Origin of the sequence: Nonlabens arenilitoris (genome assembly GCF_002954765.1) — a bacterium.
In the GTDB taxonomy this organism is placed as follows: Bacteria; Bacteroidota; Bacteroidia; order Flavobacteriales; family Flavobacteriaceae; genus Nonlabens; species Nonlabens arenilitoris.
The window spans coordinates 507,281-523,638 of sequence record NZ_MTPW01000001.1 but is presented as its reverse complement, the minus strand read 5'-3'; the positions used below and the strand labels follow the sequence as shown (position 1 = coordinate 523,638).

Annotated in this window: 31 protein-coding genes; all 31 read left to right on the top strand. The window is 36.5% G+C overall.

Features of this window, described 5'->3' with window-relative positions:
* Positions 1 to 2: 2 nt before the first annotated feature.
* Positions 3 to 308 carry a 30S ribosomal protein S10 gene (gene rpsJ / locus BST92_RS02250; protein WP_006795812.1) on the top strand — a complete coding sequence of 102 codons (306 nt, stop codon included), beginning with the start codon at positions 3 to 5 and terminating at the stop codon, positions 306 to 308.
* A 75-nt stretch (positions 309 to 383) separates the two neighbouring features.
* A complete protein-coding gene (gene rplC, locus BST92_RS02245) occupies positions 384 to 1,001 on the top strand; it encodes a 50S ribosomal protein L3 (protein ID WP_105069986.1) in 618 nt (205 codons plus the stop codon).
* Positions 1,001 to 1,630, top strand: coding sequence for a 50S ribosomal protein L4 (rplD, locus tag BST92_RS02240; protein WP_105069985.1), 630 nt, complete (start codon positions 1,001 to 1,003; stop codon positions 1,628 to 1,630). Before rplC ends, rplD begins: the two co-directional genes overlap by 1 nt.
* Before the next feature lie 3 nt (positions 1,631 to 1,633).
* Positions 1,634 to 1,924 carry a 50S ribosomal protein L23 gene (gene rplW, locus BST92_RS02235; RefSeq protein ID WP_105069984.1) on the top strand — a complete coding sequence of 97 codons (291 nt, stop codon included), beginning with the start codon at positions 1,634 to 1,636 and terminating at the stop codon, positions 1,922 to 1,924.
* A 16-nt stretch (positions 1,925 to 1,940) separates the two neighbouring features.
* Positions 1,941 to 2,765 carry a 50S ribosomal protein L2 gene (gene rplB / locus BST92_RS02230; protein ID WP_105069983.1) on the top strand — a complete coding sequence of 275 codons (825 nt, stop codon included), beginning with the start codon at positions 1,941 to 1,943 and terminating at the stop codon, positions 2,763 to 2,765.
* Positions 2,766 to 2,767: 2 nt separating this feature from the next.
* Positions 2,768 to 3,046, top strand: a complete 279-nt coding sequence (gene rpsS, locus BST92_RS02225) for a 30S ribosomal protein S19 (protein WP_040002784.1) — start codon at positions 2,768 to 2,770, stop codon at positions 3,044 to 3,046.
* An 8-nt stretch (positions 3,047 to 3,054) separates the two neighbouring features.
* On the top strand, positions 3,055 to 3,465 hold the full coding sequence (rplV, locus tag BST92_RS02220) for a 50S ribosomal protein L22 (protein WP_042288577.1): 411 nt from the start codon (positions 3,055 to 3,057) through the stop codon (positions 3,463 to 3,465).
* Positions 3,466 to 3,473: 8 nt separating this feature from the next.
* A complete protein-coding gene (gene rpsC / locus BST92_RS02215) occupies positions 3,474 to 4,196 on the top strand; it encodes a 30S ribosomal protein S3 (protein WP_006795807.1) in 723 nt (240 codons plus the stop codon).
* Between the two features lie 9 nt (positions 4,197 to 4,205).
* A complete protein-coding gene (gene rplP / locus BST92_RS02210; RefSeq protein ID WP_105069982.1) occupies positions 4,206 to 4,625 on the top strand; it encodes a 50S ribosomal protein L16 in 420 nt (139 codons plus the stop codon).
* A 9-nt stretch (positions 4,626 to 4,634) separates the two neighbouring features.
* Entirely contained in the window at positions 4,635 to 4,817 is a 183-nt protein-coding gene (rpmC, locus tag BST92_RS02205; RefSeq protein ID WP_105069981.1) for a 50S ribosomal protein L29, read from the top strand.
* A gap of 9 nt (positions 4,818 to 4,826) precedes the next feature.
* Complete coding sequence (gene rpsQ, locus BST92_RS02200; protein WP_040002781.1) at positions 4,827 to 5,084, top strand: 30S ribosomal protein S17; 258 nt, start codon at positions 4,827 to 4,829, stop codon at positions 5,082 to 5,084.
* A complete protein-coding gene (gene rplN / locus BST92_RS02195) occupies positions 5,084 to 5,452 on the top strand; it encodes a 50S ribosomal protein L14 (RefSeq protein WP_006795805.1) in 369 nt (122 codons plus the stop codon). The genes rpsQ and rplN overlap by 1 nt, the downstream gene beginning before the upstream one ends.
* Before the next feature lie 9 nt (positions 5,453 to 5,461).
* Positions 5,462 to 5,773, top strand: coding sequence for a 50S ribosomal protein L24 (gene rplX / locus BST92_RS02190; RefSeq protein ID WP_105069980.1), 312 nt, complete (start codon positions 5,462 to 5,464; stop codon positions 5,771 to 5,773).
* 2 nt (positions 5,774 to 5,775) lie between these two features.
* A complete protein-coding gene (gene rplE, locus BST92_RS02185; protein WP_006795803.1) occupies positions 5,776 to 6,327 on the top strand; it encodes a 50S ribosomal protein L5 in 552 nt (183 codons plus the stop codon).
* Positions 6,328 to 6,332: 5 nt separating this feature from the next.
* Complete coding sequence (gene rpsN, locus BST92_RS02180; RefSeq protein WP_105069979.1) at positions 6,333 to 6,602, top strand: 30S ribosomal protein S14; 270 nt, start codon at positions 6,333 to 6,335, stop codon at positions 6,600 to 6,602.
* Positions 6,603 to 6,621: 19 nt separating this feature from the next.
* On the top strand, positions 6,622 to 7,020 hold the full coding sequence (rpsH, locus tag BST92_RS02175; protein ID WP_105069978.1) for a 30S ribosomal protein S8: 399 nt from the start codon (positions 6,622 to 6,624) through the stop codon (positions 7,018 to 7,020).
* Positions 7,021 to 7,030: 10 nt separating this feature from the next.
* The gene (gene rplF, locus BST92_RS02170) at positions 7,031 to 7,573 is read left to right on the top strand and encodes a 50S ribosomal protein L6 (RefSeq protein WP_105069977.1); all 543 of its coding nucleotides are present in this window, start codon (positions 7,031 to 7,033) and stop codon (positions 7,571 to 7,573) included.
* A 12-nt stretch (positions 7,574 to 7,585) separates the two neighbouring features.
* The gene (gene rplR / locus BST92_RS02165; protein WP_105069976.1) at positions 7,586 to 7,933 is read left to right on the top strand and encodes a 50S ribosomal protein L18; all 348 of its coding nucleotides are present in this window, start codon (positions 7,586 to 7,588) and stop codon (positions 7,931 to 7,933) included.
* A 17-nt stretch (positions 7,934 to 7,950) separates the two neighbouring features.
* Complete coding sequence (gene rpsE, locus BST92_RS02160; RefSeq protein WP_105069975.1) at positions 7,951 to 8,475, top strand: 30S ribosomal protein S5; 525 nt, start codon at positions 7,951 to 7,953, stop codon at positions 8,473 to 8,475.
* 10 nt (positions 8,476 to 8,485) lie between these two features.
* Positions 8,486 to 8,665 (top strand): 50S ribosomal protein L30, encoded by a 180-nt coding sequence (gene rpmD / locus BST92_RS02155; protein ID WP_036580343.1) that lies wholly within the window; start codon positions 8,486 to 8,488, stop codon positions 8,663 to 8,665.
* A 10-nt stretch (positions 8,666 to 8,675) separates the two neighbouring features.
* Entirely contained in the window at positions 8,676 to 9,128 is a 453-nt protein-coding gene (gene rplO / locus BST92_RS02150) for a 50S ribosomal protein L15 (protein WP_105069974.1), read from the top strand.
* Positions 9,129 to 9,137: 9 nt separating this feature from the next.
* Positions 9,138 to 10,475 carry a preprotein translocase subunit SecY gene (gene secY, locus BST92_RS02145; protein WP_105069973.1) on the top strand — a complete coding sequence of 446 codons (1,338 nt, stop codon included), beginning with the start codon at positions 9,138 to 9,140 and terminating at the stop codon, positions 10,473 to 10,475.
* Positions 10,475 to 10,690: a translation initiation factor IF-1 gene (gene infA / locus BST92_RS02140; protein ID WP_015361146.1), complete on the top strand. Its 216-nt coding sequence runs from the start codon at positions 10,475 to 10,477 to the stop codon at positions 10,688 to 10,690. The genes secY and infA overlap by 1 nt, the downstream gene beginning before the upstream one ends.
* A 1-nt stretch (position 10,691) precedes the next feature.
* Positions 10,692 to 10,808, top strand: coding sequence for a type B 50S ribosomal protein L36 (gene ykgO / locus BST92_RS02135; protein ID WP_015361145.1), 117 nt, complete (start codon positions 10,692 to 10,694; stop codon positions 10,806 to 10,808).
* A gap of 3 nt (positions 10,809 to 10,811) precedes the next feature.
* On the top strand, positions 10,812 to 11,186 hold the full coding sequence (gene rpsM, locus BST92_RS02130) for a 30S ribosomal protein S13 (protein ID WP_105069972.1): 375 nt from the start codon (positions 10,812 to 10,814) through the stop codon (positions 11,184 to 11,186).
* A gap of 12 nt (positions 11,187 to 11,198) precedes the next feature.
* Positions 11,199 to 11,588: a 30S ribosomal protein S11 gene (rpsK, locus tag BST92_RS02125; protein ID WP_036580357.1), complete on the top strand. Its 390-nt coding sequence runs from the start codon at positions 11,199 to 11,201 to the stop codon at positions 11,586 to 11,588.
* Positions 11,589 to 11,672: 84 nt separating this feature from the next.
* Positions 11,673 to 12,278 carry a 30S ribosomal protein S4 gene (gene rpsD / locus BST92_RS02120; RefSeq protein WP_105069971.1) on the top strand — a complete coding sequence of 202 codons (606 nt, stop codon included), beginning with the start codon at positions 11,673 to 11,675 and terminating at the stop codon, positions 12,276 to 12,278.
* Between the two features lie 23 nt (positions 12,279 to 12,301).
* Positions 12,302 to 13,294, top strand: coding sequence for a DNA-directed RNA polymerase subunit alpha (locus BST92_RS02115; protein WP_105069970.1), 993 nt, complete (start codon positions 12,302 to 12,304; stop codon positions 13,292 to 13,294).
* A 28-nt stretch (positions 13,295 to 13,322) separates the two neighbouring features.
* A complete protein-coding gene (gene rplQ / locus BST92_RS02110; RefSeq protein WP_105069969.1) occupies positions 13,323 to 13,793 on the top strand; it encodes a 50S ribosomal protein L17 in 471 nt (156 codons plus the stop codon).
* Positions 13,794 to 13,878: 85 nt separating this feature from the next.
* A complete protein-coding gene (carA, locus tag BST92_RS02105) occupies positions 13,879 to 14,997 on the top strand; it encodes a glutamine-hydrolyzing carbamoyl-phosphate synthase small subunit (protein WP_105069968.1) in 1,119 nt (372 codons plus the stop codon).
* Positions 14,994 to 16,280, top strand: a complete 1,287-nt coding sequence (gene eno / locus BST92_RS02100; protein ID WP_105069967.1) for a phosphopyruvate hydratase — start codon at positions 14,994 to 14,996, stop codon at positions 16,278 to 16,280. Before carA ends, eno begins: the two co-directional genes overlap by 4 nt.
* Positions 16,281 to 16,358: the final 78 nt, after the last annotated feature.

Sequence of the window (16,358 nt, the reverse complement as noted above, 5' to 3'; positions counted from 1 at the left end):
AGATGAGTCAAAAAATCAGAATAAAGTTAAAGTCTTACGATTACATGCTGGTAGATAAATCTGCTGAAAAAATCGTTAAAACAGTAAAGAGTACAGGTGCGGTTGTAACTGGTCCAATTCCATTACCAACTCACAAAAAGATCTTTACAGTATTAAGATCACCTCACGTAAATAAAAAGTCACGTGAACAATTTCAACTAAGCTCTTATAAGAGGTTGTTAGATATTTATAGTTCTTCAAGTAAAACTATTGATGCTTTAATGAAGTTGGAGTTGCCAAGTGGTGTTGAGGTTGAAATTAAAGTGTAATAAAAAAGTTTTTAAGATCTACGCTTTCGCGAAAGCGTAGGTCTTAAAATAGTATTAATATAATAAATAATAAATATGTCTGGGTTAATAGGAAGAAAAATCGGAATGACTAGTATTTATGATGAAAATGGTAAAAATATGCCATGTACTATCATAGAAGCAGGTCCTTGCGTTGTTACCCAAGTCAGAACTGAAGAAGTGGATGGTTATACTGCCCTTCAACTTGGTTTCGATGACAAATCAGACAAAAATGCATCTAAAGCGGCTCAAGGTCATTTTAAGAAAGCAGGTACTGGTGTCAAGAGAAAAGTTGTAGAGTTTCAAGGTTTTGATGAGGTTTACAAATTAGGAGATTCAATCTCTGTAGATATATTCACAGAAGGTGAATTTATAGATGTTTCTGGAACATCAAAGGGAAAAGGATTTCAAGGTGTAGTAAAGCGTCATGGTTTTGCTGGTGTAGGTCAAGCTACACATGGTCAGCACAATCGTTTGCGTGCACCTGGATCTATTGGAGCAGCATCTTATCCTGCACGTGTATTCAAAGGAATGCGCATGGCTGGACAGATGGGTAATGCAAAAGTTAAAGTTGAAAATTTAAGAGTTCTTAAAGTGGTTCCAGAGAAAAACCTTTTAGTTGTTAAGGGTTGTGTTCCTGGTCATAAGAATTCTTACGTAATCTTACAGAAGTAATGAAGGTATCAGTTATAGACATTAAAGGAAAAGAAACTGGTCGTCAGGTAGAGTTATCTGATAGCATTTTCGCAATTGAGCCTAATGATCATGCGATTTATTTAGATGTTAAGCAATATCTAGCAAATCAACGTCAAGGTACACATAAGGCAAAACAGCGTGCCGAAATTACTGGTAGTACCCGTAAGATTAAGAAGCAAAAAGGTACTGGTACAGCTAGAGCTGGATCTATTAAGTCTGGTGTTTTTAGAGGTGGTGGACGTATTTTTGGTCCAACTCCGAGAGATTATTCTTTCAAGCTTAATAAAGGTCAAAAGCGTTTAGCTCGTAAATCTGTCCTTAGTCAAAAAATGGCTGAAGGTAATTTGCATATCGTTGAAGACTTTAGTTTTGATGCTCCAAAAACAAAGAATTTTATTGACGTTTTAAAGTCTTTAGGATTAGATAATAAAAAATCTCTTTTTGTGTTGGGTGGTTCAAATAATAATGTATATTTGTCTTCTCGAAATTTCAAGGGTTCTGAAGTAGTAACTAACTCAGAATTAAACACTTATAAAATTTTACACGCTAATAGTGTGGTAGTGTTGGAGAGCTCATTAGAAGGAATTGAGGAAACTTTAAGCAAATAGGACATGAATATCTTGATAAAACCAATCATTACAGAAAAGGCTACTAGCGATAGTGAGCTATTGAATCGTTATGGGTTTGAGGTTATGCCTACTGCTAATAAGATTCAAATTAAAAACGCGGTCGAAGCTACATATGGAGTTACTGTTACTAAAGTAAGGACTATGAATGTACGTGTTGAGCGCAAGACTAAATTTACAAAATCAGGGATGCAGATTGGTAAAACTAAGGCTGGTAAAAAAGCTTTTGTACAGCTGCAAGATGGAGATACCATCGACCTTTATAGTAATCTATAAATAATACAGACAAAAGATGTCAGTTAGAAAATTAAAACCTGTTACTCCTGGACAGCGATTTAGAGTTGTTAATGGTTATGATGCCATAACAACTGATAAGCCGGAGAAGAGCTTGCTTGCTCCGAAAAAACGTTCAGGTGGTCGTAACGCAAGTGGTCGTATGACTATGCGTTACAAAGGTGGTGGTCATAAAAGACGCTACCGTATTATCGATTTCAAAAGAGATAAGCAAGGTGTTCCTGCTACTATCGCTTCTATTGAGTATGATCCTAATAGGACTGCTTTTATTGCTTTAGTGAATTATCAGGATGGTGAGAAACGTTATGTTATTGCTCAGAATGGTTTGCAGGTAGGTCAGAATATAGTTTCTGGAGACTCTGTTGCTCCTGAGGTCGGTAATGCAATGAAGTTATCAAATATTCCATTAGGTAGTATTATTAGTTGTATTGAGTTACATCCAGGTCAAGGAGCTGTTATAGCTCGTAGTGCTGGTTCGTTCGCGCAGTTAATGGCTAGGGATGGTAAGTATGCTACTGTTAAAATGCCTTCTGGTGAAACTAGATTGGTGTTGCAGGAGTGTTTAGCTACAATTGGTGCTGTCTCTAATAGTGATCATCAGTTAGTGGTTAGTGGTAAAGCTGGAAGATCTCGTTGGTTAGGTAGAAGGCCTCGAACTCGTCCGGTGGTTATGAATCCAGTTGATCACCCAATGGGTGGTGGTGAAGGTAAGTCTTCAGGTGGGCATCCACGTTCTCGTAATGGTATTCCTGCGAAGGGTTATCGCACACGAGATAAAAATAAAGCAAGTACTCAATATATTTTAGAACGTAGAAAGAAATAATTATGGCTCGTTCATTAAAAAAAGGACCTTATGTATTCCATAAGTTGGAAGCTAAGGTGGCTCAAAATGTTGAGTCCGGAAAAAAGACTGTTATTAAAACATGGTCTCGTGCATCAATGATTACTCCAGATTTTGTGGGGCAGACAATTGGTGTTCATAATGGGAAACAATTTATTCCTGTTTATGTTACTGAGAATATGGTAGGTCATAAATTAGGTGAATTCTCTCCGACAAGATCTTTTAGAGGTCACGCAGGAGCTAAGAATAAAGGAAAAAAGTAATCTAGGCTATGGGAGTTCGTAAAAAACAAATGGCTGAAAGGCTTAAGGAGGAGAAAAAGAGCGTCGCATTTGCTAAGCTTAATAACTGTCCTACAAGTCCTCGTAAGATGAGGTTAGTAGCTGATATTATCAGAGGTAAAAAGGTTGAAGATTCTTTAAATATTTTAAAGTTTTCTTCTAAGGAGGCTGCGCGTAGACTGGATAAGCTTGTTTTATCGGCTATTGCTAATTGGCAGGCTAAGAATGAGGATTCTGATGTCGCTGAGGCTGGTCTTTTTATTAAGGAGATAAGAGTTGATGGTGGATCTATGTTGAAAAGGTTGCGTCCAGCGCCACAAGGTAGAGCACATAGAATAAGAAAAAGATCGAACCACGTTACTGTTGTGTTAGGTCAAACTAATAACACAGAGGTTAACTAAAAAAGGATATGGGACAAAAAACTAATCCGATAGGAAATCGTTTAGGTATTATCAGAGGATGGGAATCTAACTGGTATGGTGGTAATGATTATGGAGATAAGCTTGCAGAGGATGATAAAATACGTAAGTATATACATGCTCGTCTTTCTAAGGCTAGTGTTTCACGAGTTATTATTGAGCGTACGCTTAAACTTGTTACAGTAACAATTACTACTGCTAGGCCTGGTATTATTATAGGTAAGGGTGGTCAAGAGGTAGATCGTCTTAAAGAGGAACTTAAGAAAATTACTGGCAAGGATGTTCAGATTAATATTCATGAAATTAAACGTCCTGAGCTTGATGCATTTTTAGTAGGAGCTAGTGTTGCTCGTCAGATAGAGAATAGGATTTCTTATAGACGCGCAATCAAAATGGCTATCGCTGCTGCAATGCGAATGAACGCGGAAGGCATAAAAATCCAGATTTCTGGTAGATTGAATGGGGCTGAAATGGCTCGTTCTGAGTCTTACAAAGATGGAAGGATTCCTTTATCTACATTCCGTGCTGATATTGATTACGCCTTAGTAGAAGCTCATACGACTTACGGTCGTTTAGGTGTAAAGGTCTGGATCATGAAAGGAGAGGTTTATGGGAAGCGTGAGTTATCTCCGTTAGTAGGCTTATCTAAAAAACAAAGTAAATCAGATGGTGGCTCTGGAAACAGAGGAGGAAATCGCCGTCGTAGAAAATAATAGCTAGAGATGTTACAACCTAGAAAGACAAAGTTTAGAAAACAGCAGAAGGGTCGCATGAAGGGTAATTCCGGACGCGGTAATCAGCTAGCGTATGGTACCTTTGGTATCAAATCATTAGATTCTGAATTCATTAATTCGCGTCAGATAGAAGCTGCTCGTATTGCAGCGACTCGTTATATGAAGAGAGAAGGATCCTTATGGATTAAAATTTTTCCGGATAAACCTATAACTAAGAAGCCACTTGAGGTTCGTATGGGTAAGGGAAAAGGTGCAGTAGAATATTGGGCGGCCGTAGTTAAGCCAGGTAGAATTTTGTTTGAAATTTCAGGTGTACCACTTGAGACTGCAAAAGAAGCTTTAAGGTTAGCTGCTCAAAAGTTGCCGGTTAAAACAAAATTTATAGTCGCTCGCGATTTTCAAGAATAATTATTAGTTATGAAGCAATCAGAGGTAAAAGGTTATTCTGCTGCAGAGCTTAGTGATAAGTTGGTAGAATCGCAAAAGGTTTATGCAGATCTTACAAGAACACATATTGTGTCCCCATTAGATAATCCTTCACAGATAAAGGACTTGCGTAGAACTATTGCTCGATTAAAAACGGCTATAAATAATCAGTAGACGAACATTATGGAAACTAGAAATTTAAGAAAAGAACGTATTGGTGTTGTAAGGAGTAACAAGATGGATAAAAGCATCGTTGTTGCTGAAGTAAAGAAGCAAAAGCACCCTATGTATGGAAAGTTCGTTTTGAAAACTAAGAAGTATGTTGCTCATGATGAAAAGAATGAGTGCAACGAAGGTGATACGGTGCGAATCATGGAGACTCGTCCTCTTAGTAAATCTAAGAATTGGAGATTAGTAGAAATAATAGAAAGAGCTAAGTAATGTTACAACAAGAATCAAGACTTAAGGTAGCTGATAATACTGGTGCTAAAGAAGTGCTTTGTATTAGAGTGTTAGGTGGTACTAAAAGAAGGTATGCATCAGTGGGAGATAAAATTGTTGTTTCTGTTAAGGAAGCTACTCCTAATGGTAATATCAAAAAGGGTGCTGTATCTACTGCGGTAGTAGTAAGAACTAAAAAAGAGGTGCGTCGACCAGATGGATCATATATACGATTTGACGATAATGCTTGTGTGTTATTGAATCCTAACTCAGAAATGAGAGGTACTCGTGTTTTTGGTCCGGTTGCGAGAGAGTTGCGTGATAAGCAATTTATGAAAATAGTTTCATTGGCTCCAGAAGTATTATAATTTACAATCATGGTAAAGGTAAAAATTAAAACAGGAGATAAAGTACGTGTACTTGCCGGCGAACACAAAGGTTCAGAAGGTGTTGTTACTCGTATTTTTAAAGACAAAAATAAAGCCATCGTGGAAGGTGTTAATATGGTTTCTAAACATGAGAAGCCTAGTGCAACCAATCCACAAGGTGGGATTAAAGAAATTGAAGCTCCTATGCAGATTTCTAATTTGTCATTGATTGACAAGAATGGTAAAACAACTCGTGTGGGTTATCGTATGGAAGGTGATAAGAAGGTTCGATTTGCAAAAACAACAAACGATTTAATTTAGTCATGGCATATATTCCTAGACTCAAGACAGAATATAAGGAGCGCGTCGCTGCTTCTTTAAAAGAGGAATTCGGTTACAATAATGTAATGGAAATTCCTAAGTTGCAAAAGATAGTTCTTAGCCGTGGTGTAGGTGCTGCAGTTGCTGATAAGAAGTTAATTGATTATGCTCTTGATGAGTTAACAACAATTACTGGTCAGAAGGCTGTTGCTACTCTTTCAAAGAAAGATGTTGCTTCTTTTAAATTACGTAAGGGTATGCCTATTGGTGTCAAAGTTACTTTAAGAGGTGAGCGCATGTATGAATTCTTAGATCGCTTAGTTACAGTAGCATTACCTCGTGTTAGAGATTTTCAGGGTATCAAGGCAAGTGGATTTGATGGCCGTGGTAATTATAACTTAGGAATTACTGAACAAATCATATTTCCAGAAATAAACATAGATAAGGTTAATAAAATCTCTGGTATGGATATAACATTCGTTACTAGTGCTCAAACTGATAAAGAGGCTAAGTCTTTACTAGGTGAGTTAGGTTTACCTTTCAAAAAGGATTAAAGACAATGGCAAAAGAATCAATGAAAGCGCGTGAGCGCAAACGTGAGGCACTAATTGCAAAGTATGCTGAGAAGCGTAAGGCTTTGAAAGAGGCTGGGGATTACGAGGCTCTTCAGAAATTACCTAAGAATTCGTCACCTGTAAGACAGCATAATAGATGTAAGCTTACTGGTCGTCCTAAAGGTTATATGAGACAGTTCGGTATTTCCCGTGTTCTTTTTAGAGAAATGGCAAATCAAGGTTTAATCCCAGGAGTTAAAAAGGCTAGTTGGTAATTAGCTTAAATATAGTATTATGAATACAGATCCAATCGCAGATTATTTAACTAGAATTAGAAATGCAGTACGTGCTAATCATCGTGTTGTTGATGTTCCTGCTTCTAAGTTAAAAAAGGAAATTACTAAGATTCTTTTTGATCAAGGTTATATTTTAAGTTATAAGTTTGAAGAGCATAATGCTCAAGATAACATTAAGATAGCTTTAAAATACGATAGAGAAACAAAAGAGTCGGTTATAAAAGATATTCAAAGGTTGAGTAAGCCAGGTTTACGTAAGTATGCTGGTGCAGGAGAGTTACCTAGAATCTTGAACGGATTAGGTGTTGCTATTGTGTCAACTAGTAAAGGTGTAATGACGGATAAACAAGCTCGTACGGAAAACGTAGGTGGTGAGGTACTTTGTTACGTATATTAAATAATTAGATATGTCTAGAATAGGAAATAATCCCGTAGCAATTCCAGCTGGTGTCACTGTTAAGGTGGACAACGGAGTTATAAGTGTTGAAGGTAAGTTAGGTAAGCTTACGCAGGATTACTCTGATGTCACTATTAAGATTGAAGGAGATGAAGTTTTTGTAACTCGCCCTTCTGATTCTAAAGATCATAAGGCTAAGCATGGTTTGTATAGATCATTAGTTTTCAATATGATAGCTGGAGTGTCTGAAGGCTGGTCTAAGGAGTTAGAATTGGTTGGTGTTGGATACAGGGCGTCTAATCAAGGTCAGGTTTTAGATTTGGCATTAGGTTTTTCACATAATATTGTATTAGATATTGCTGAAGAGGTTAAGGTTGAAACAGTATCTGAAAAAGGAAAGAATCCAAGAATCAAATTAACATCATTTGATAAACAATTAGTAGGTCAAGTGGCCGCTAAAATAAGATCTTTCAGAAAACCTGAGCCATATAAAGGAAAAGGTGTTAAATTTGTGGGTGAACAATTAAGAAGAAAAGCTGGTAAGTCAGCATAATATATAAGTATTATGGCATTTTCAAAGTCTGAAAGAAGAAATAAAATCCGTCGCAGAATTCGTAAGAATATTTCTGGTACAGCCGAACGTCCTCGTTTATCTGTGTATCGTAGCAATAAAGAGATTTATGCTCAAGTAATTAATGATGTAGATGGTGTGACGATTGCTTCAGCTTCATCAAGAGATTTAAAGTCAAAAGGCGAAAAAATTTCTGTTGCTAATGAGGTAGGAAAAGCTGTTGCAGAGAAAGCTAAAGCTGCAGGTGTCGAGACAGTATCTTTTGATCGTGGAGGTTATCTTTATCATGGTCGTGTATTGTCTTTAGCAAATGGGGCTAGAGAGGCTGGCCTTAAATTTTAATTACAAACATTACAGTAATGTACCAAAAATATAAAAACGTAGAATTAGTAAAGCCTAGTGGACTTGATCTTAAGGATCGATTAGTAGGTGTTCAGCGTGTTACTAAGGTGACAAAAGGTGGACGTGCTTTTGGATTTTCAGCAATTGTCGTTGTAGGTGACGAGAACGGAGTTGTAGGTCATGGTTTAGGGAAATCTAAGGAGGTTTCTGAAGCTATATCTAAAGCTGTTGAGGATGCCAAGAAAAATTTAGTGAGAATACCGCTTGTTAAAGGGTCTATTCCTCATGAACAAAAAGGTAAATTTGGTGGAGCTAGAGTATTGTTGATTCCTGCTGCTACTGGTACCGGAGTTATTGCTGGTGGTGCTATACGTGCAGTTCTTGAGGCGGTAGGTGTTCATGATGTTCTTTCTAAGAACCAAGGTTCATCTAATCCTCACAACGTTGTAAAAGCTACTTTTGATGCTTTATTACAATTACGTAATGCTCATACTGTTGCAAAACAAAGAGGTGTTTCTTTAGATAAGGTGTTTAACGGGTAATCATACGATAATGGCGAAATTAAAAATTAAAAAAGTACGTAGTGCAATCAAAAGACCGTTAAGACAAAAGCGTACGCTTGAGGCTTTAGGTCTACGCAAAATGAATCAGGTAGTAGAGCATGATGATACTCCTGTCATTCAAGGGATGATTGCAAAAGTTGAACATTTAGTCTCTGTAGAGAAGGCATAAAAAATAATAGATGAGTTTAAATAATCTTAAACCTGCTGAAGGTTCTGTTAAAAAGTCTGCCAAAATTATTGGTCGCGGTCAAGGTTCTGGTAAGGGTGGTACTGCCACTCGTGGACATAAAGGTGCAAAATCACGTTCTGGTTATTCAAAGAAAATTGGGTTTGAAGGTGGTCAAATGCCATTACAAAGACGTGTTCCTAAATTTGGTTTCACTAACATCAATCGTAAGGAATATGCTGGTGTTAATATCGATGTTTTGCAAGCTTATATTGATGAAGGCCGTTTGAGTGATGTTATCACAATTGAAAACCTTATCGAAGAACGCTTAGTTGATAAAAATGATTTAGTTAAGATCCTAGGGCGTGGTGAATTAAAAGCTACTATTAATATTAGTGCACACAAATTTACTGCAACTGCTAAAGCTGCCATTGAGAAAGCCGGTGGACAAGCGTTAACTGTATAATCTTAACCAATGAAATTTATAGAAACATTAAAAAATATTTGGAAGATTGAAGAACTGAAAGATCGTATTATTATGACTTTCAGTTTACTTCTTGTTTATCGTTTTGGTGCTCAAGTAGTTCTTCCAGGAATTGATTCAAGTAAGTTAGCTAGTTTTTCTGAGAATTTCGAGGGTGGTGGTATAGGTTTTGTTCTTAATGCTTTTACTGGTGGTGCTTTTTCAAATGCTTCAGTTTTCGCTTTAGGTATCATGCCTTACATATCTGCTAGTATTGTTGTTCAATTGATGGGTATTGCAATTCCATACCTTCAAAAGCTTCAGAAGGAAGGTGCTAGTGGTCAAAAGAAAATAAACCAAATAACGAGATGGCTGACCATAGGTATATGTTTGATTCAGGCTCCTAGTTATTTATTAAGTCTTGGTACATTAGGTGTTCCAAGTGACGCATATTTGATGCCAGATAATATGAATTTATTTTTGGTTAGTAGTACTATAATTCTTGTTACTGGTTGTGTCTTTGCTATGTGGTTAGGTGAAAAGATTACAGATAAAGGAATTGGTAATGGTATTTCACTGTTAATAATGGTTGGGATTATCGCTACACTTCCTCAAGCATTTGTTCAGGAGTTTGCTGCAAGAGTTACTGGTTCAGGTGGTGTTATGTTGGTTTTAGTTGAGTTGCTGGTTTGGTTCGTTGTTATACTTTTATGTATCATGTTAGTTATGGCAGTTCGTAAGATCCCAGTTCAGTATGCTAGAAGAGCTGCTTCTGGTGGTTACGAGAAAAATGAACAAGGTTCAAGACAGTTTATTCCTTTAAAGCTTAATGCTTCAGGAGTTATGCCTATTATTTTTGCTCAGGCTATTATGTTCGTTCCTGCTGCTTTAGGTCAGTTGGATACTTCATGGGCAACAACCGTACAGACAGCATTTGGTGATATATTTGGTTTTTGGTATAACTTAGTATTCGCTCTATTAATCATAATATTTACTTATTTTTACACCGCGATAACGGTGCCTACAAATAAGATGGCAGATGACCTAAAAAGAAACGGTGGTTTTATTGCTGGTATTCGTCCAGGAACTGAAACAGCGGATTACCTCGATAAAATTATGTCTCAAATAACATTGCCAGGATCAATATTTTTAGCATTAGTTGCTATTTTTCCAGCATTTGTTTCTTTGATGGGTGTTACTCAACAATGGGCTTTGTTTTATGGCGGTACATCATTATTGATTATGGTTGGTGTTGCTATAGATACAATGCAGCAGATTAATTCATATTTGTTAAACCGTCATTATGATGGTTTAATCAAAACAGGTAAAAACAGAAAAGCAGTAGCATAATGGCAAAACAGTCAGCAATAGAACAAGACGGTTCCATTATAGAAGCATTGTCGAATGCAATGTTTAGGGTAGAATTAGAAAACGGGCACGTTGTAACTGCACACATATCTGGAAAGATGCGTATGCATTACATTAAGTTGCTTCCAGGAGATAAAGTAAAATTAGAAATGAGTCCTTACGATTTAACGAAAGCAAGGATCACTTATAGGTACTAATATGAAAGTAAGAGCATCGATTAAAAAGAGAAGTGCTGATTGTAAGATTGTACGCCGTAAAGGTCGTCTTTATGTAATCAACAAAAAAAATCCAAAATTTAAACAAAGACAAGGTTAAGCTATGGCTAGAATTGCAGGGGTAGATATACCTAAAAATAAACGTGGTGAAGTTGCATTGACTTACATATACGGTATCGGACGTAATCGTGCGAAACAAGTTCTTATCGATACAGGTGTTGGCTTAGATAAAAAGGTAACAGATTGGAATGATGATGAAATTGGTAAAATACGTGCAGCCATTGGTGAATTCACAATTGAAGGTGAATTAAGATCTGAAACACAGCTTAATATTAAGCGTTTAATGGATATCGGCTGTTATAGAGGTATTCGACATAGATCAGGACTTCCACTTAGAGGTCAAAGAACAAAAAATAACTCACGTACTCGTAAAGGAAAACGTAAGACTGTTGCTAACAAGAAAAAGGCAACTAAATAATAAGTAATTGATATGGCAAAGTCTAAAACAGTATCAAAAAAGCGTAAAGTCATTGTTGAGTCGGTTGGTGAAGTTCACATTTCATCTTCTTTCAATAATATCCTAGTTTCTTTGACAAATAAAAAAGGTGAAGTTATTTCTTGGTCATCTGCTGGAAAAATGGGTTTCCGTGGATCTAAGAAAAATACACCTTACGCAGCACAATTAGCTGCTGAAGATGCATCGAAAGTTGCTCATGAGGCAGGACTTCGTAAAGTTAAAGCATATGTTAAAGGACCAGGTAATGGTCGTGAAAGTGCTATTCGTAGTATCCATAATTCAGGAATTGAGGTAACAGAGATTATCGATGTTACTCCTTTGCCACATAATGGATGTCGTCCTCCTAAGCGTCGTAGAGTATAATTAATTATTAATAACGAGTGATTGTTTGGCTGTCGAAGGATATTGACCTGAATTCACAGTACATCATTCAATAAATTTTGTAAAATGGCAAGATATAGAGGTCCTAAGGCAAAAATTGCACGTCGATTCAGAGAACCAATTTTTGGCCCTAGTAAAGCTTTGGAGAAGAAAAATTATCCTCCAGGTATGCACGGTAACGCTAGACGTCGTGGTAAAGAATCAGAGTATGCAGTTCAGCTTAAAGAAAAGCAAAAAGCAAAGTATACTTATGGAGTGCTAGAAAAGCAGTTCCGTTTAATGTTTGAAAAGGCTGTACGTAGTACAGGCATTACAGGTGAAGTTCTTCTTCAGTTATGTGAGTCTCGTTTAGATAACGTTGTTTATAGAATGGGGTTAGCTAAAACTCGTCGTGGTGCTCGTCAGTTAGTTTCACACAGACACATTACGGTTAATGGTGAGCTGGTTAACATACCATCTTATCAGTTAAAGCCTGGTGATGTTGTTGCTGTTCGTGAAAAATCTAAATCTTTAAGTGCAATAGATCAATCATTATCTAGTAATGAGCATGTCTATGACTTTATTACATTTAATAAAGCAAGCATGTCTGGTACATTCGTTAGTGTTCCTGAAAGAATGCAAATTCCTGAGAACATCAAGGAACAGTTGATCGTTGAATTGTACTCTAAATAATAATTAATCCACAAAGTAATCTTATGGCAATATTAAATTTCCAAAAGCCGGATAAAGTAATCATGATTGATTCTACTGATTTTGAAGGTAAATTCGAATTCAGACCTTTAGAGCCAGGTTATGGTCTTACTGTGGGAAATGCTCTTCGTAGAGTATTACTTTCATCACTTGAAGGGTTTGCTATAACTTCTATTCGTATAGAAGGTGTGGATCATGAGTTCTCTACGATTGAAGGTGTAGTTGAAGACGTTACTGAAATTATATTAAATTTCAAGCAAATTAGATTTAGACGTCAAATTGATGAAGTGGATAGTGAAGTGGTTAATGTATCTTTCTCAGGAAAGGATACTTTTACCGCTGGTGATATGCAGAAATATATTTCAGGGTTCCAAGTTTTAAACCCAGAAATGATTATCTGTAACACTGAATCTTCTGTGAGTCTTAATTTAGAACTTACAATTGAGAAGGGTAGAGGTTATGTTCCTGCTGAAGAAAATAAAAATTCTAATGCAGCCATAGGTACGATTGCAATCGACTCTATTTTTACACCTATTAAAAATGTAAAGTATAGCATAGAAAATTATCGTGTAGAGCAAAAAACCGATTATGAAAAATTAGTTTTTGAGATTTCTACTGATGGTAGTATTCACCCAAAGCAAGCCTTAACAGAGGCTGCTAAGACTCTTATCCATCACTTCATGTTGTTCTCTGATGAACGTATAACTCTTGAAGCTGATGAGATTGCACAAACAGAGACTTATGATGAAGAGAGCCTTCATATGAGACAATTGCTTAAGACAAAACTTGTAGATATGGAGCTTTCTGTACGTGCACTGAATTGTCTGAAAGCTGCTGAAGTTGAAACACTAGGTGATTTAGTTTCTTACAACAAGAATGATTTGATGAAATTCAGAAACTTCGGTAAGAAATCTTTAACTGAACTAGAAGAATTAGTCAATGTTAAAGGACTTAACTTCGGTATGGATTTATCAAAATATAAACTTGACCGTGACTAGTTCAAGCTAGTTAAAGAAACAAAATAAGATGAGACACGGAAAGAAATTTAATCATTTAGGTAGAAAAACAGCACACCGCAAGGCGATGTTGGCAAATATGGCTTGTTCTCTTATAGAGCACAAACGTATTAATACTACCGTAGCAAAGGCAAAAGCTGTTAAGCAGTTCGTTGAGCCATTAATCACAAAATCTAAGGAGGATACTACTCACAATCGTCGTTTAGTATTTGCAAAACTTAGAAGTAAAGAAGCAGTTACTGAATTATTCAGAGACGTTTCTTCTAAGGTAGCTGATCGTCCAGGTGGATACACTCGTATCATTAAGCTTGGTAATCGTCTTGGTGATAATGCTGATATGGCCATGATAGAGCTTGTAGATTTTAATGAAATCTACAGTCCTAATGAAGGTAAGAAGAAGAATACTCGTCGTAGCCGTCGTAGTAAATCTGCTGCTGCACCAGTTGAAACTTCAACAGACAATACTAATGAAGAAGAGTAAAATCTTTGATAATATGTAGATAAAAGGATCAATGCTTTCGCATTGGTCCTTTTTTTTAAATTATTTTTGAAAAACAATTTCTATTATGAGTTATTTAAATAAAAAGGATGCTGTTATACTTTTAGCAGACGGTACTTTATTTCACGGAAAGGCAATTGGAGATGGCGGGACTGCTACTGGGGAAATTTGCTTTAATACTGGCATGTCTGGATATCAAGAAGTCTTTACAGATCCTTCTTATACTGGTCAGATTATGGTTACTACAAATGCACATATAGGTAATTATGGTGTTACTGTAGATGATGCGGAATCTAGTTCTGTAAAAATAGCAGGATTGATTTGTAAGAACTTTTCTGAAGAATTTTCTAGACCTGCTGCTCAATCAGATCTTTTTAAATATCTTCAAGAAAAAAAATTAGTCATTCTCTCTGATGTTGACACTCGTGCATTGGTCAGATACATTCGTGATCACGGTGCGCAAAATGCTATTATTTCTACACAAATTGAAGATATAGAAGCTTTGAAGTCGCAGTTGGAAAAAGTTCCTAGTATGGAAGGTCTAGAATTAGCATCACAAGTTTCTTGTAAAGAACCATACTTTTATGGCGATGAAAATGCTACTTATAAAATTGCTGCACTTGATTTAGGAGTAAAAAGTAATATTTTACGCAACTTGGCCTCAAGAGATACTTTTATCAAAGTTTTCCCGTATAATTCTTCTTTTGAAGAAATGGCTGCCTTTAATCCAGATGGTTATTTTATATCAAACGGACCTGGTGATCCAGAGCCTCTTCACTCAGCTATTGAAACAGCTAAAAAGATAATAGGATCAGATAGTCCTTTATTTGGAATCTGTTTAGGTCATCAAGTTATAGCTTTAGCTATGGGTGTTTCAACTTATAAAATGCATAATGGGCATAGAGGAATTAATCATCCTATTAAAAACTTATTGACCGGTAAAGGTGAGATAACTTCTCAAAATCATGGGTTTGCGATTAACAAATCTCAAGCGCTTGCAAATAATAAAATTGAAATAACTCACATGCATTTAAATGATGATACTGTAGCAGGAATTCGAATTATCGATAAGCCTTGTTTCTCAGTGCAATATCATCCTGAAGCTGGTCCTGGACCTAATGATGCTACTTATCTTTTTGACCAATTTATTGAATTAATTAAAACTACTAAAAAACAAACAGCATGAGTACTATAATTGACGTACACGCAAGACAAATATTTGATTCACGTGGTAATCCTACTGTAGAAGTAGATGTCATCACTTCTAATGGAATTATGGGAAGAGCAGCTGTGCCATCTGGTGCTTCTACCGGAGAACATGAAGCGGTTGAATTAAGAGATGGAGGTAAATCTTATTTAGGTAAAGGAGTAGGAAAAGCTGTTAACAATGTTAATACGATTATTTCTCTTGAGTTAATGGGAACATCTGTTTTTGATCAACAGTATATCGATCAATTAATGATTGATTTAGATGGTACTTCTAATAAGGCAAAGTTAGGTGCAAACGCGATATTAGGCGTTTCGCTAGCTTGTGCAAAGGCAGCGGCAGCTGAACTTAACCAACCTTTATATAAATACATAGGTGGTATGACAGCTTGTACATTACCTGTTCCTATGATGAATATTATTAACGGTGGATCGCATAGTGATGCTCCTATAGCTTTTCAAGAATTTATGGTGATGCCTGTTGAGGCAGAAAGTTTTACTCATGCTTTACAAATGGGAACAGAAATCTTTCATCATTTAAAAAAAGTACTACACGATAGAGGTTTAAGTACTGCAGTAGGTGATGAAGGAGGCTTTGCGCCTACCCTAGACGGGACTGAAGATGCCTTAGATACCATTATTGAAGCTATAGGAAATGCGGGTTATAATGCCGGTAAAGATGTAATGATAGCATTAGACTGTGCAGCAGCTGAGTTTTTTGTGGACGGTAGATACGATTATACAAAATTTGAAGGCCAAAATGGTGTAATTCGATCAAGTAGAGAACAAGCAGAATATCTTGCTTCCCTAGCTACAAAATATCCTATTATTTCCATTGAGGACGGTATGGATGAAAACGACTGGGAAGGATGGAAGATACTTACAGAACTTGCCGGTGATAAAGTTCAATTAGTAGGTGATGATCTTTTTGTAACGAATGTTGAACGCCTTTCACGTGGAATAAAAGAAGGTATTGCAAATTCAATTTTGATAAAAGTGAATCAAATCGGTACACTTACTGAAACTATCGCTGCAGTTACAATGGCTCATAAAGCAGGTTATACGTCAGTTATGTCCCACCGTAGTGGTGAAACTGAAGATAATACTATTGCAGATTTAGCCGTGGCGCTTTCAACTGGCCAGATTAAGACAGGTAGTGCATCACGTTCAGATCGTATGGCAAAATATAATCAGCTTTTACGTATAGAGGAAGAATTACAGGATAGTGCTTATTATCCAGGACGCAATGCTTTTCAGCTATAAAGAGATATCAAATTCGCTTTTGCGAAAGCAAATATTTAAAAGCCACTTATCATAAGTGGCTTTTTTTATCGTTTAAAT

Coding starts and splice junctions, on each gene's coding strand:
- rpsH (WP_105069978.1), top strand. CDS start 6,622: ATGAATACAGATCCAATCGCAGATTATTTAACTAGAATTAGAAATGCA.
- rpsM (WP_105069972.1), top strand. CDS start 10,812: ATGGCTAGAATTGCAGGGGTAGATATACCTAAAAATAAACGTGGTGAA.
- BST92_RS02115 (WP_105069970.1), top strand. CDS start 12,302: ATGGCAATATTAAATTTCCAAAAGCCGGATAAAGTAATCATGATTGAT.
- rplR (WP_105069976.1), top strand. CDS start 7,586: ATGGCATTTTCAAAGTCTGAAAGAAGAAATAAAATCCGTCGCAGAATT.
- rplN (WP_006795805.1), top strand. CDS start 5,084: ATGTTACAACAAGAATCAAGACTTAAGGTAGCTGATAATACTGGTGCT.
- rpsC (WP_006795807.1), top strand. CDS start 3,474: ATGGGACAAAAAACTAATCCGATAGGAAATCGTTTAGGTATTATCAGA.
- rplE (WP_006795803.1), top strand. CDS start 5,776: ATGGCATATATTCCTAGACTCAAGACAGAATATAAGGAGCGCGTCGCT.
- ykgO (WP_015361145.1), top strand. CDS start 10,692: ATGAAAGTAAGAGCATCGATTAAAAAGAGAAGTGCTGATTGTAAGATT.
- rplX (WP_105069980.1), top strand. CDS start 5,462: ATGGTAAAGGTAAAAATTAAAACAGGAGATAAAGTACGTGTACTTGCC.
- rplC (WP_105069986.1), top strand. CDS start 384: ATGTCTGGGTTAATAGGAAGAAAAATCGGAATGACTAGTATTTATGAT.
- rpsS (WP_040002784.1), top strand. CDS start 2,768: ATGGCTCGTTCATTAAAAAAAGGACCTTATGTATTCCATAAGTTGGAA.
- rpsD (WP_105069971.1), top strand. CDS start 11,673: ATGGCAAGATATAGAGGTCCTAAGGCAAAAATTGCACGTCGATTCAGA.
- rpsQ (WP_040002781.1), top strand. CDS start 4,827: ATGGAAACTAGAAATTTAAGAAAAGAACGTATTGGTGTTGTAAGGAGT.
- rpsK (WP_036580357.1), top strand. CDS start 11,199: ATGGCAAAGTCTAAAACAGTATCAAAAAAGCGTAAAGTCATTGTTGAG.
- eno (WP_105069967.1), top strand. CDS start 14,994: ATGAGTACTATAATTGACGTACACGCAAGACAAATATTTGATTCACGT.
- rplF (WP_105069977.1), top strand. CDS start 7,031: ATGTCTAGAATAGGAAATAATCCCGTAGCAATTCCAGCTGGTGTCACT.
- rplD (WP_105069985.1), top strand. CDS start 1,001: ATGAAGGTATCAGTTATAGACATTAAAGGAAAAGAAACTGGTCGTCAG.
- carA (WP_105069968.1), top strand. CDS start 13,879: ATGAGTTATTTAAATAAAAAGGATGCTGTTATACTTTTAGCAGACGGT.
- infA (WP_015361146.1), top strand. CDS start 10,475: ATGGCAAAACAGTCAGCAATAGAACAAGACGGTTCCATTATAGAAGCA.
- rpmC (WP_105069981.1), top strand. CDS start 4,635: ATGAAGCAATCAGAGGTAAAAGGTTATTCTGCTGCAGAGCTTAGTGAT.
- rplV (WP_042288577.1), top strand. CDS start 3,055: ATGGGAGTTCGTAAAAAACAAATGGCTGAAAGGCTTAAGGAGGAGAAA.
- rplP (WP_105069982.1), top strand. CDS start 4,206: ATGTTACAACCTAGAAAGACAAAGTTTAGAAAACAGCAGAAGGGTCGC.
- secY (WP_105069973.1), top strand. CDS start 9,138: ATGAAATTTATAGAAACATTAAAAAATATTTGGAAGATTGAAGAACTG.
- rplO (WP_105069974.1), top strand. CDS start 8,676: ATGAGTTTAAATAATCTTAAACCTGCTGAAGGTTCTGTTAAAAAGTCT.
- rpsN (WP_105069979.1), top strand. CDS start 6,333: ATGGCAAAAGAATCAATGAAAGCGCGTGAGCGCAAACGTGAGGCACTA.
- rplB (WP_105069983.1), top strand. CDS start 1,941: ATGTCAGTTAGAAAATTAAAACCTGTTACTCCTGGACAGCGATTTAGA.
- rpmD (WP_036580343.1), top strand. CDS start 8,486: ATGGCGAAATTAAAAATTAAAAAAGTACGTAGTGCAATCAAAAGACCG.
- rpsE (WP_105069975.1), top strand. CDS start 7,951: ATGTACCAAAAATATAAAAACGTAGAATTAGTAAAGCCTAGTGGACTT.
- rplQ (WP_105069969.1), top strand. CDS start 13,323: ATGAGACACGGAAAGAAATTTAATCATTTAGGTAGAAAAACAGCACAC.
- rpsJ (WP_006795812.1), top strand. CDS start 3: ATGAGTCAAAAAATCAGAATAAAGTTAAAGTCTTACGATTACATGCTG.
- rplW (WP_105069984.1), top strand. CDS start 1,634: ATGAATATCTTGATAAAACCAATCATTACAGAAAAGGCTACTAGCGAT.